We start from the raw sequence: 12,916 nt of genomic DNA, 5'->3' as shown, positions 1-12,916 counted from the left end.
GAGAGTTTTAACGCTAAACTAAAAGCCTTTAGGACTCAACTAAGAGGGGTTACAGATATTAGTTTCTTCCTATTTAGAGTGACTAAACTATTTGCTTAATAAGTTATCCCCCCAGTTTTGCAGGTGATCCGTTAAATCCCCAACTTTACGGACTGACCCGTTAAATCCCCAAGAATACGGACTGACCCGTGATCCCCGGTGATCCGTAATTTCAACGAGCTAATAAAAAAGAGGATCTAAGTTAACTTAGATCCTCTGTAGAGCGGAAGACGGGGCTCAAACCCGCGACCCTCAGCTTGGAAGGCTAATGCTCTATCAACTGAGCTACTTCCGCAATCTTAGTGGGCAAAGATGGATTCGAACCACCGAAGGCGTAAGCCAGCAGATTTACAGTCTGCCCCATTTGGCCACTCTGGTATTTGCCCCCTTTATTTTTTTGTAAGGTTTTGTTCCTTGATTGCGAGTGCAAATATATAACCTATTTTTTTAAACTCCAAAAAAATTGATCATTTTTATTGCAGTAATTGCACATTCATCTCCTTTGTTGCCTAACTTGCCACCAGAGCGGTCTATAGCTTGTTGCATATTATTGGTAGTGAGTAAACCGTAAATAACTGGCTTATTGCTTGTTCTGTTTAAATCAGTGATGCCTTGAGTTACTCCAGCACATACATAATCAAAATGTGGAGTTTCTCCTTTTATTACGCAACCTAAAATAATTACTGCGTCAACATCTGTGTTTTTTAAAAATTGGCTTGCTCCAAAAGTAAGTTCAAAACTTCCAGGTACTAGTTTGGTAATTATATTTTCATCTTTAGCACCATGTTTTTTTAGAGTTTCAATTGCACCCTCTAAGAGGCCCCCTGTGATGTTTTCATTCCATTCTGATACAACAATGCCAAATTTCATATTCGACGCATTGGGTACAGTAGTAGGATCATAATCCGATAAGTTGTGAAATGCTGTTGCCATAATTTTTTCTTATAGTTTTATAAAATTAAAAAGCCACCTCTTTTATGGAGAGGTAGCTTCTATAAATTATATTTTAATTCAAATTCATTAATTGATTTGAGCTTTAGCTCTCTCTATATATTTGTCTATATCTACAGAGATAGGTGAGTTAAAGTAGCTGTCTTTAATTTTAGTGTAATTAGTTAGAGCTTCTTTATATTTACCTGTTTTTTCAAGTAGAATACCAGCTTGGCGAAGAGCCATTGGGCTTATAGTATTATTGTCAGCTAGACTTGCTGCTTTTTCTAAAGTAGAAATAGCTTTGTCTATTTTGTCAACTTCAACGTAGCAATTACCCAAAGCTAATAAACTAGCTGGATAAAGCATTTTATCTTTCGCATTAAATTTCTCTAAATACTTAATAGCATTCTCAAATTGTCCTAGTTTTTGGAAAGAAATTCCAATGTAGTAGTTTGCTAAATTGCCTGATTTTGTGCCACTGTATTGGTCTGCAATTTTAATTAAACCATCAAAACTAATACTATCTCCATTCAAAGCCATTTCAAATTGACCTTGGTTAAAATATTCTTCACCTAGGAAAATAGCTTCTTGTGCATTCTTTTCTTTTGGTCCAGCATAAATATTCTTATAAATAAGAACTCCAGCTATGATTACGATGATAGCAATTAAACCCCCAATAAGATTTTTTTTGTTTTTAACAAGAAATGCCTCTGATGTAGTTAGAGCTTCTTCTACGTTTAATTGACCCTTTTCGTTTTTGTGCTTTGTCATTTTATATGTTTATTTTATTGATTTCAACAGTCTGTTTAGGTTAGCAAAAGTACTTTTTTTAAGTATATAAATAAAATTTTAGTTCCATCTTTTTTATACAATAGGTTTGAATGCATATTATTCTTCGTATTTTTGTGCCCTAACGCTAATTAAAATGGTTATTACGCATATATCTGTATTGAATTATAAAAATTTAGAAGAAGTGGAATTAGAATTTTCACCTAAGCTAAATTGTTTTCTTGGGGAAAATGGGATGGGTAAGACCAATATATTGGATACCATCTACTATTTGTCGTTCTGCAAAAGTTCTATTAATCCTATCGATTCTCAAAATATAAAGCATGGCGAAGATTTTTTTGTAATTCAGGGATTCTATGATTCTCTTAGTGGAGAAATAGAAGAGGTATATTGTGGCTTAAAACGGCGTAAGAAAAAACAGTTCAAGAGAAATAAAAAAGAATACACTCGTTTATCAGATCATATAGGCTTAGTCCCTTTAGTGATGGTTTCACCTGATGATGCTCGATTAATAGATGGGGGGAGTGATGAGAGACGAAAATTTATGGATATGGTTATTTCTCAATATGATAAAGACTACTTATCTGCTTTAATTCAATACAATAAAGCGATGCAGCAGAGGAATAGTTTACTAAAGAGTGAAAACCCAATAGATCCTCAGTTATTCTCTGTTTTGGAAGAACTTATGGCAGAGTCTGGTATAGTAGTTTATAAAAAACGAGCTCAATTTATAGAAGAGTTCATTCCTCTTTTTCAAGAGTATTATTCTTCTATTTCTCAAGATAAAGAATCAGTATCCTTGTCTTATGATTCCGATTTAAAAGAAAATGACTTATTAACTTTATTAAAGGAGAGTAGAGCAAGAGATCTTATTATGGGTTACTCGCTAAAAGGGATTCATAAAGATGACTTAATAATGTCTTTAGGCGATTTTTCTATAAAGAAAGAGGGTTCACAAGGACAAAATAAAACATATTTAGTAGCGTTAAAATTGGCACAGTTTTCTTTTCTAAGAAAAATAAATAATAAGACTCCTCTATTGTTATTGGATGATATTTTTGATAAATTAGATGCTCTACGTGTTGAGCAAATTATGCACTTAGTAGCTGGGGAAGAGTTTGGTCAAATTTTTATTACAGATACCAATAGAAGCCATTTAGAAAAAATACTTCATAAAGTGAAGAGTGATTATAAGCTGTTTATGGTTAAAGGTGGTGCTGTAGATTTATTAGAGGAACATCATGAGAAGGAATAATGCAGAGAAGGTTGGAGACATTTTAAGACGCTTTCTTAGACAAGAAAGTTTGGAGTCCCCATTAAATGAGCAGCGTTTACTTGATTTATGGCCTAAAGTTTTAGGTCCAACTATGGCTCGCTACACGCGAAAGATATATATACACAATCAAATACTATATGTACACCTCACCTCGGCTGCTTTAAGACAAGAACTAATGATGGGGAGAGAATTATTAGTGAGAAAGCTGAATCAAGAAGTAGGAGCTAATGTGATAACGAATATTATATTTAGATAATCTCTTCTGGGTAGTGTGTTAAAGTAAGTACTTTGTCCATTTGAATATCTGTTTCTTCTGTAGGAATGATGCGATCCACAAGATATTGGAAGGGAAAACAGATGCCCATCTTGTAGGCTTCAATCTTGGGTAATAGTTTGTCATAATATCCCTTTCCTCTTCCTATTCTATTCCCTGAATCATCAAAAGCTATGCCAGGTACTATAACTAGATCAATCTCTTTATAATCGGTAAATAGAGTTCCACAAGGTTCCCATATACCATAACTACCTTGTTTTAAATCTTGTTCACCTGAATATACTCTTAGCTCTAAATCATCGCCAACGACTACTGGTAATATAATTTTCTTAAACTTACTCCAATATTTTACAAAACTGTGTGTATCTACTTCGTCTGGTAGCGAATAGTAGAGTAAAACTGTCTCTGCCTGAGCCATAGAAGGCTCATAGCATAGCAGTTTCATTATCTCTTTAGAATAACCATCAAGGTCTTCCTTAGAATAACCTTGTTTCAAGAATTTTATCTCACTCCGTAGAGCTTTCTTTTGATTTTTCATCGCTCAAAGATTCATTAATAGGGTGAGGTAATGACTCACCCTTATCCAAAACATCAATTGCTTTAAGAATGGTGGTATCTGTTTTATTAAGGTACTTAATATGGGCTTCCATTCCTAGTATGTTGTAAATAATATTTGCATTGAGGCTTTTCTCTAATAAACTATGAGCTTTATTTATTAGTAAATTTCTTCTTCTTACTCCTTTAGTTTCTGCAAATTGCACAAATCTATCTACGATATATTGTTTTTTAAGGAAGTTCTCAAGGTCTTTTTCTGTTTCAAATTTCGCCAGTCTGTCTCTGTTTTTGTCTGTATATTGAAAACTAAATTGGATGATTAATCCTCTTCTAAAGACATCTGTAAGGTATGTGTTTGCAGCTATGGTATCTTGAGGAACAAATATATCGGGCATAATACCGCCTCCTCCATATACAGGTCTACCATTATTGGTGTGATATAATAAATTAGGATCTAGTTTAATACTATCTTTAGAATATAATTCTCCATGTTCTATTCTGTGTATAATATCCATATCATAATCTCTGCTGTCTCCTTTTGTATAGGGTTTTTGAATAGATCTACCTGATGGAGTAAAATATCGAGCGATAGTTAATCTTAATAAAGAGCTATCATTGAATGTCATCTCTTGTTGCACCAATCCTTTTCCATACGAGCGACGTCCTATGATGGTACCTCTATCATTATCTTGGATTGCTGCTGCAAATATTTCACTAGATGAAGCAGAACCTTCGTCAATTAACAGTACTAGAGGAATATTTTGGAATCCACCAGAGCCATTTGAGTAGATGTCCTGTCTTAACATCTTACGCCCTTCAGTAAATACAATTAATTTCTGTTTGGGTAGAAACTCATTTACAATTTTAACAACAATATCTAAATAGCCCCCTTTATTTCCTCGTAAGTCAATAATAACTCCTTCACAATTTTGATAAAGAAGTAAAGCCATCGAGTTGATTAACTCAACATACGTGGTTCTTCCAAACTTGCTTAATTGAATGTATCCAAACTTATCGTTGAGCATATAGGTGGCATCAATGGTGTTTTGAGGTATATCACCACGGGTTACCATGAAGTTAAGTAGTTCTGGTTCACCACTTCTTCTAATACCCAGTTTTACTTGAGTTCCTTTTGGTCCTTTCAGCGTTCTCATAGCCGCCGAATTGGTTACTTTTTTACCGACAAAAAGGCTATCATCTACTGTAACAATTCTATCTCCTGCAATGATGCCTACTTCTTCTGCTGGTCCTTGCTTTACAACGCTATTAACATAAATCGTATCTTGTTGAATAGTAAACTGAATACCTACGCCACTAAAACTTCCTTCTAGTTCCGAACTCACTTCTTGAGCATAAACTTTGGGTACATAAATACTGTGAGGATCTAGTTCAGATATGATATGAGGTAAAGCATCTTCTACAATTTCTTGCATATCTACGGTGTCAACATAATTTTCATCAATAATACGTAACACACTATTTAGTTTGTTTGTAGGGCTTTGAGTGACAAATATGTTATTGCTGTGTGGCGATGAATAATACATGCCGACGAAAATTCCTATAATGATGCAGATAGCTGCTATAATAGGAGTAAATACTGAAAATCTTTTTTTACTCATACCTTTTGTGTTTACTATTCTTTATCTAGTTTATTTGTGATCAATAAATACAACTTCAATATTGGCTCTTTTAAGGAGTTGAATGCCATCGTCTAGCCTGTAGCTTTCAGAATAAACCACTCGTTTTATACCAGCTTGTATGATGAGTTTAGCGCATTCTATACAAGGGGCAGCAGTAACATACATGGTAGCACCATCACTACTATTGTTTGAACGGGCAATCTTTGTTATGGCATTAGCTTCTGCATGTAGAACGTATGGCTTTGTCGTGTTGTTGTCGTCTTCACAAATATTTTCAAAACCTGATGGAGTTCCATTGTATCCATCTGATATAATCATTTTATCTTTGACAATGAGAGCACCCACTTTTCTACGGATGCAATATGAATTTTCTGACCAGATAGACGCCATTCGTATATAACGAGTGTCAAGCTCTCTTTGTTTGTTTTTATTATCTAAATCTGTGTCCACCTTATTTTTTCTTTCCGATATTGATAAAACCGATATATCTATGTTTTATTTGACCAAATTTATAATAGAGAGAAATACTACGTGTATCTCCTACGTATTTATAGATGTTTGGAAAACTATTAAAAAACTCTATCGCTAATGGATCTGTTTCTCTTGGTCCATCTGTACGATTAACCTTGATTGACATAGCATTGCTTTTTCCATCGGCAGACCATGTTCCATATAATTTGGTGTTAACAATTTTTCCTTCGAAATTGCCTGAAATCCATCCGTCTTCTTCAAGTCCGTCAAAGGTGAAAGTATAGTTACCTTCCTTGTCTCTCAGTTCTATGCTCTTTTTCTTTAGTTCCTCATTACCCTCCCAGACATCAAATGGTTTTGTTTCTTTACCCTGACCCTCAAAAATAAGAGTCATCTTCTTATTCTCTTTTGTGAAGATTGCAGATACATCATCAGTATCGTTGCAGCTTGTAAGAGCTGCAACGATAAGAAATAAGGGTATATAATTTAATAATCTTTTCATAAAATGCCATTACGTTTAAGTAGAGCTTTTATGCTAGGCTCTTGTCCTCTGAATTTTTTGTATAATTTCATAGGATGCTCTGTACTTCCTTTAGAGAGGATATTGTCTCTAAAAGATTGTGCTACTTCGGGATTAAAAATACCTTTCTCTTGGAATAATGAGAATGCATCAGCATCAAGTACTTCTGCCCATTTGTATCCATAGTAACCAGCTGCATAACCACCAGCAAATATGTGACCAAACTGAACACTCATACAAGCATCTTCAATCACAGGTAGAACTTGTGCATCAGCCCATGCTTTTTGTTCAAATTCGATAACGTCTCCTTCAAATGGGGTTTCTCTAGTGTACCAAGCCATATCAAGTAGTCCGAAGCTGACTTGACGAAGGCAGGCATACCCTGCATTAAAGTTTGCTGCATCAATAATCTTTTGGATTAAATCTTCAGGAAGATCTTCTCCAGTTTCGTAGTGTTTTGCAAAAGTATTTAGATACTCTTTCTCAATTAGGAAGTTTTCCATGATTTGAGAAGGTAATTCTACAAAATCTCTGTATACATTTGTTCCACTTAAAGACTCGTAAGTTGAGTTGGCAAACATTCCATGAAGCGCATGGCCAAATTCATGTAAGAATGTGTTTACTTCATCAAATGTTAGTAGGGCAGGTTTATTTGCTGTTGGTTTGGTAAAGTTCATAACAATGGTGATGTGAGGACGGCTGTTTTCTCCGTTTTGATCAATCCATTGTTCTTTAAAACTTGTCATCCATGCTCCTGCTCTCTTGCCTGCTCTGGGGTGGAAATCGGTATATAAAACGGATAAGAAGCTACCGTCTTTATCAAATACATCATAAGCCTTTACATCTTTGTGGTAAACAGGAATATCCTTATTTTCTTTGAAAGTGATACCATAAAGAGTTGTAGCCAATCCAAAGACTCCTTTTTTTACATTTTCTAGTTCGAAGTAGGGGCGGAGCATTTCTTCGTTGAAGTTGAATTTTTTGTCTTTTAGCTTATTTGAATAATAGCTCCAGTCCCATGGCATAACAGTAAAGTCATTATTCTCTGTTTCTTTAGCTAGAGTAGTAACCTCATCGACTTCTTTGTTAGCAGTAGGTTTATAAGCTTTTAATAGATCATTTAGTAGCTTGTAAACATTAGTGCTATTTTCAGCCATTCTCTTTTCTAGAGTATAATCTGCATATGATTTATAGCCTAATAATTGTGCTATTTCCATTTCTGTATTCACGATATCTTTCACAATTTGAGTATTGTTGAATTCGTTATCATGAGTACATTTAGTATTATATGCCATATAAAGTTCTTTTCTTAGATCTCTATTGTCGGCATATCTCATTAGTGGAATGTAACTTGGAGCATCCAGTGTAAAAACCCATCCTTCTTCTCCTTTTTCTTTAGCCGTTTCTTTGGCTGCTTCCAATGCACTTTCAGGTAAACCAGATAATTTTGCTTTATCAGTAACAACGAGTTTGTAGTTGTTGGTTTCTTTCAAGTTGTTTTCTCCAAATGCTAAACCTAATTGACTTAGCTTTTGAGATAACTCTCTATATTTTTCTTGATCTTTTCCTTCAAGGTTAGCTCCACTTCTTACAAATCCATCATAAACTTTATCTAGTAATACTTCTTGTTCATGATTTAGGTTTAAAGAGCTTTTTTTTGCATAAACTTCTTTTACCTTTTTAAATAAATCTTGATTTAAGCTTACGTTGTTGCTGTGTTCACTTAAAATAGGAACCATTTTTACGGCAATAGCCTGAAGTTCATCATTGGTTTCAGCACTACGTAAATTGAAGAAAACAGATAGTACTCTATCTAATAGTTTTCCTGAGTTTTCGTACGCTAAAATAGTATTCTCAAAAGTAGGAGAAGCTGTATTAGATGTTATAGCATCTATTTCAGCAGAATGTTGCTTTATACCCTCTAAGATAGCTGGTTCATAATGTTTGTTTTCGATTTTATCAAAAGGAACCGTATTATGAGGCGTATTGTATTTCTCAAAAAAAGGGTTCTGTGCATGTATCATTGTCATAATGCAAAGTGAAATTAATAATAGACTTAGTTTTCTCATAAGAATTTTTGTTTACGATGGTTATTATACAAAAATGCAAAAAAGAAACGAGCTTTCTAATATTCCCTAGATAGTATTTGTTGTTTTAGAGCTTTTTAGAAATTTAGGAATATAAAAAAAGGATGTCCTAGGACATCCTTTTTGCTTAATCTATAATAGCTAATTATTTGTTGTATTCAGCCATGTGAGCAACAAGATCAAGTACTTTGTTAGAGTAACCGATTTCGTTGTCATACCAAGAAACAACTTTTACGAAAGTATCTGTTAAAGCGATACCTGCTTTAGCGTCAAAAATAGAAGTACGAGCATCACCTAGGAAGTCAGAAGAAACTACAGCATCTTCAGTATAACCAAGGATACCTTTTAGTTCGTTTTCTGAAGCTCTCTTCATTTCAGCACAGATTTCTTCGTATGTAGCTGGTTTTGATAAGTTAACAGTTAAGTCAACAACAGAAACGTCAAGAGTAGGAACACGCATTGACATACCTGTAAGTTTACCGTTAAGTGCAGGGAATACTTTACCTACAGCTTTAGCAGCACCTGTTGATGAAGGGATAATGTTACCTGCAGCAGCACGACCACCTCTCCAGTCTTTCAATGAAGGACCGTCAACTGTTTTTTGAGTAGCAGTTGTTGAGTGAACAGTAGTCATTAAACCGTCTGTGATACCCCATTTGTCGTGAAGTACTTTAGCGATAGGAGCTAGACAGTTTGTTGTACATGATGCATTTGAAACGAATTGTTGACCTTTGTATTCGTTGTGGTTTACACCGCATACGAACATAGGAGTATCGTCTTTAGATGGAGCTGACATAACAACGTATTTAGCACCAGCTTCGATATGAGCTTGAGCTTTTTCTTTTGTTAGGAAAAGTCCAGTAGACTCAACTACGTAATCAGCACCTACTGCATCCCATTTAAGGTCTGCTGGGTTTCTTTCAGCTGTTACCCTAACTGCTTTACCGTTTACGATAAGTTGATTTTTTTCTACGTCTGCTTCTACAGTACCGTCGAATTGACCGTGCATTGTATCATATTTTAGCATGTAAGCTAAGTAATCTACTGGCATTAAGTCATTGATAGCAACAACTTGAATGTCATTTCTTTTTTGAGCAGCACGGAAAACAAAACGTCCGATACGGCCAAAACCGTTAATACCTACTTTAATCATTTTGTTTAAACTTTTAAGGATTTAATAAAATATTTTGTTTAAAATATAGCTCTTAACTAGTATTTAGTTATTCGATGGAGTGCAAAAATAAGTAATTGTTTTTATATTCGCACGTTAAATGACTACTAAAAAATAAAATTATGAAAAAAGGTACGTTAATTCAAGAATTTAAAGAGTTTGCAGTTAAAGGCAACGTAGTTGATATGGCTGTCGGTGTTGTAATCGGTGGTGCTTTTGGTAAAATTGTATCTTCTGTTGTGGCCGATATCATTATGCCTCCTATAGGTTTACTTGTTGGAGGAGTGAACTTTACAGAGCTAAAATGGATCATGAGAGATGCTGTAGTAGATGCCGCTGGGGAAGAAGTTACTGCCGCAGTAACACTCAATTATGGTATGTTTATTCAAAATATATTTGACTTTATAATTATCGCTTTTTCTATTTTCTTGTTTGTAAAATTAATTAACAAAATGACTCGAAAGAAACAAGAAGAAGAGAAACCTGCTGCACCTCCTGCACCAAGTAAAGAAGAGGTTTTATTAGGTGAAATAAGAGATTTGTTGAAAGAAAAAAAATAATTTCCCCTAAAATGAGTACTTTTGTACTCAAATACAATACAACTTCTAGTTATGCAAGAAAAAATAATTATTCTAGACTTTGGTTCACAAACTACTCAGCTGATAGGCAGACGTGTGCGTGAATTAAACACTTACTGTGAAATTGTACCTTATAATAAGTTTCCAAAGGATGATGACTCTATCAAAGGTGTTATTTTGTCGGGAAGCCCTTTCTCTGTTTATGATGATAAGGCTTTTAAAATAGCATTAAAAGATATTTGGGGTAAATATCCTATTCTTGGTATTTGTTATGGTGCACAATTTATAGCATCTGAGTGTGGTGGAAAGGTTGAGCCTACTGCTACTCGCGAATATGGTCGTTCTAAATTATCATGGTTGAATTCTAATAATTTGTTATTGGAAGGTATATCTCAAAACTCTCAAGTTTGGATGAGTCATGGTGATACCATAACTTCTATTCCAGATAATTTTGAAAAAATTGCTTCAACGGAAGAGGTTGATATTGCTGCTTATCAAGTGAAAGGTGAATCTATTTGGGCTGTACAATTTCATCCTGAAGTATATCACTCTGAAGATGGTACTCAATTACTAAAGAACTTCGTCTTTAATATTTGTGGTTGTCATGGTTCTTGGTCACCTGCTTCTTTTGTGGAGCATACGGTTGCCGAGTTAAAAAAACAGCTTGGTGATGATAAAGTTGTATTGGCTCTTAGTGGAGGGGTTGACTCTTCTGTTGCTGCCGTATTACTGAATAAAGCTATTGGTAAAAACCTAACTTGTGTTTTTGTAGATCATGGTTTGTTACGTAAAGATGAATTTAAAAACGTACTTCATGATTATGAATGCTTAGGCTTAAATGTAATAGGTGTTGATGCTAGTAAAAAGTTTTATTCAGAACTTGCTGGAGTAACAGATCCTGAGCAAAAGAGAAAAATTATAGGAAAGGGTTTCATTGATGTATTCGATGTAGAAGCTCATAAAATACAAGATGTAAAATGGTTAGCTCAAGGCACTATCTATCCTGATGTTATTGAGTCTTTATCAATTACAGGAACAGTAATTAAGAGTCATCACAATGTGGGTGGGCTGCCAGAAAAGATGGACTTAAAACTTTGCGAGCCTTTACGTCTTTTATTTAAAGATGAAGTTCGTAGAGTGGGCCGTGAGATGGGTATGCCCGAGCATCTGATTAAAAGACATCCATTTCCAGGACCTGGTCTTGGGGTACGTATATTAGGTGATATTACTCCAGAAAAAGTACGTGTATTACAAGAAGCTGATCATATTTTTATTCAAGGTTTGATTGATTGGAATCTATACGATACGGTATGGCAAGCAGGGGTGATTTTACTACCTGTACAATCTGTTGGAGTAATGGGTGATGAGAGAACTTATGAAAGTGCAGTAGCATTGCGTGCAGTAGCTTCTACTGATGCTATGACTGCCGATTGGGTTCATCTTCCTTATGAGTTTTTGGCTAAGATGTCTAATGATATTATAAATAAAGTGCGCGGTGTAAATCGTGTTACCTATGATATTAGTTCTAAGCCACCTGCAACTATTGAGTGGGAATAAATTATTACAAATAAATGAGAAAGCGGATGTAATCCTAGTGATTATTATCCGCTTTTTTTGTGTAAATACTTTACATATCCTTATGTGCTTACTTTGGGGATTTATAGAGATAAGTACAGATCCTAAGATTGTTTCAGAATAAATTTTAAATATGCCGATTTTTAAGTTGATAACTTTGTGCTGTAAATTTACTTTTTGTCGAAATATGATCCCTTGTTCTGTATTTATTTCTTGTTACTTGGTTGTTCAAAATACGTGTATATATGTATATAAGAATGGGAATAGGGCTAACTATTTTTATTTCTCTTCATATACACACCCTTTTCTGTTTTCATTTTTTTATATAAGATTTGTAATACTGTTGTAATATCTTACTAAGAATAAGAGTCTTTACAAGAAATAAGGGAATTGTAAATTCACGTTTACATTTAGTCTAATATAAACTTTTTTACTCCTTTTGATAAAGGAAGATTATCTTTTAGAGTAATTCGTTTACTCTGAATTTGATTACTGTCTTTAAATCTCTGTCATGATAATCATGTATTTCTAGTAATAAAATACTTAACTAGATCGGTGTACTTATCTCTTTATTATTAAGGATAATTCTAAATGTATAAAAATACGCATGAATAATTAGACTTTTTTCTGACACCGACATGAAGTCATCATGTCGGTGTCATGATGATGTTTTTACTAGGTTAAAACAGATTCATATCAGTTTTAAAGTTTTTTCTTACTTAAAGATTGATTAGATGGAATAATATACAGTCGTGATGTTATAAATAACCATTTTAGAGTTGAAATTAATATCTTTAATAGGGTAGGTTTTTGTTGTATCCTTTGTATCTAAGGATATAAAAAAAGTGCTGTATACAGCACTTTCCACTTTATCTTTTAATATAGAATTAATAATCTTCCATCTTACTAATTTCTCCAGCGAGATCCGAACTCATTAGTTTTTTTACTTTTTCATAATCATAACCATGTCCAAGTAAAAACATAAGTTTGGTTACAGCACATTCTGTA

12 protein-coding genes, 2 tRNA genes and 1 pseudogene are annotated in these 12,916 nt (G+C 34.1%); 4 read left to right on the top strand and 11 right to left on the bottom strand.

The window, feature by feature from the left end; translation table 11 throughout:
* Nucleotides 1–261 precede the first annotated feature (261 nt).
* The 4 genes from K8V80_RS05490 to K8V80_RS05475 form a co-directional block, all read right to left on the bottom strand.
* A tRNA-Gly gene (locus tag K8V80_RS05490) sits at nt 262–334 on the bottom strand.
* Between the two features lie 8 nt (nt 335–342).
* A tRNA-Tyr gene (locus K8V80_RS05485) sits at nt 343–425 on the bottom strand.
* Between the two features lie 61 nt (nt 426–486).
* Nucleotides 487–972 (bottom strand): 6,7-dimethyl-8-ribityllumazine synthase, encoded by a 486-nt coding sequence (gene ribH, locus K8V80_RS05480; RefSeq protein ID WP_006744299.1) that lies wholly within the window; start codon nt 970–972, stop codon nt 487–489.
* Nucleotides 973–1,059: 87 nt separating this feature from the next.
* Entirely contained in the window at nt 1,060–1,743 is a 684-nt protein-coding gene (locus tag K8V80_RS05475) for a tetratricopeptide repeat protein (RefSeq protein ID WP_276775963.1), read from the bottom strand.
* A 154-nt stretch (nt 1,744–1,897) separates the two neighbouring features.
* On the opposite strand from K8V80_RS05475, the gene recF reads away from it, so the two are divergent.
* Complete coding sequence (gene recF / locus K8V80_RS05470) at nt 1,898–3,016, top strand: DNA replication/repair protein RecF (protein WP_006744301.1); 1,119 nt, start codon at nt 1,898–1,900, stop codon at nt 3,014–3,016.
* Nucleotides 3,003–3,293 (top strand): DciA family protein, encoded by a 291-nt coding sequence (locus K8V80_RS05465; protein WP_006744302.1) that lies wholly within the window; start codon nt 3,003–3,005, stop codon nt 3,291–3,293. Before recF ends, K8V80_RS05465 begins: the two co-directional genes overlap by 14 nt.
* Here K8V80_RS05465 and K8V80_RS05460 read toward each other — a convergent pair.
* The 6 genes from K8V80_RS05460 to gap form a co-directional block, all read right to left on the bottom strand.
* Complete coding sequence (locus K8V80_RS05460) at nt 3,286–3,849, bottom strand: 5-formyltetrahydrofolate cyclo-ligase (protein WP_276775961.1); 564 nt, start codon at nt 3,847–3,849, stop codon at nt 3,286–3,288. The genes K8V80_RS05465 and K8V80_RS05460 overlap by 8 nt on opposite strands.
* On the bottom strand, nt 3,818–5,485 hold the full coding sequence (locus K8V80_RS05455) for a S41 family peptidase (protein ID WP_276775960.1): 1,668 nt from the start codon (nt 5,483–5,485) through the stop codon (nt 3,818–3,820). Before K8V80_RS05455 ends, K8V80_RS05460 begins: the two co-directional genes overlap by 32 nt.
* Before the next feature lie 30 nt (nt 5,486–5,515).
* Nucleotides 5,516–5,956 carry a dCMP deaminase family protein gene (locus K8V80_RS05450; RefSeq protein WP_276775958.1) on the bottom strand — a complete coding sequence of 147 codons (441 nt, stop codon included), beginning with the start codon at nt 5,954–5,956 and terminating at the stop codon, nt 5,516–5,518.
* Nucleotide 5,957: 1 nt separating this feature from the next.
* Nucleotides 5,958–6,479: a DUF4847 domain-containing protein gene (locus K8V80_RS05445; protein ID WP_276775956.1), complete on the bottom strand. Its 522-nt coding sequence runs from the start codon at nt 6,477–6,479 to the stop codon at nt 5,958–5,960.
* Nucleotides 6,476–8,566, bottom strand: coding sequence for a M3 family metallopeptidase (locus tag K8V80_RS05440; protein ID WP_276775954.1), 2,091 nt, complete (start codon nt 8,564–8,566; stop codon nt 6,476–6,478). The genes K8V80_RS05445 and K8V80_RS05440 overlap by 4 nt, the downstream gene beginning before the upstream one ends.
* Before the next feature lie 163 nt (nt 8,567–8,729).
* On the bottom strand, nt 8,730–9,737 hold the full coding sequence (gap, locus tag K8V80_RS05435) for a type I glyceraldehyde-3-phosphate dehydrogenase (protein WP_006744308.1): 1,008 nt from the start codon (nt 9,735–9,737) through the stop codon (nt 8,730–8,732).
* Nucleotides 9,738–9,877: 140 nt separating this feature from the next.
* Here gap and mscL point away from each other — a divergent pair, with 140 nt between their 5' ends.
* Nucleotides 9,878–10,315, top strand: coding sequence for a large-conductance mechanosensitive channel protein MscL (mscL, locus tag K8V80_RS05430; RefSeq protein WP_006744309.1), 438 nt, complete (start codon nt 9,878–9,880; stop codon nt 10,313–10,315).
* A 51-nt stretch (nt 10,316–10,366) separates the two neighbouring features.
* Nucleotides 10,367–11,890 carry a glutamine-hydrolyzing GMP synthase gene (gene guaA, locus K8V80_RS05425; protein WP_006744310.1) on the top strand — a complete coding sequence of 508 codons (1,524 nt, stop codon included), beginning with the start codon at nt 10,367–10,369 and terminating at the stop codon, nt 11,888–11,890.
* 905 nt (nt 11,891–12,795) lie between these two features.
* Here guaA and K8V80_RS05420 read toward each other — a convergent pair.
* Nucleotides 12,796–12,916, bottom strand: a pseudogene (locus K8V80_RS05420) (L-asparaginase 1); the annotation flags it as partial.

Source organism: Bacteroides coprosuis, assembly GCF_020741705.1.
GTDB classification, from domain to species: Bacteria; Bacteroidota; Bacteroidia; order Bacteroidales; family Bacteroidaceae; genus Bacteroides_E; species Bacteroides_E coprosuis.
Note: the sequence above shows the minus strand (reverse complement) of the source record. Positions and strands in the feature narration are given on the sequence as shown.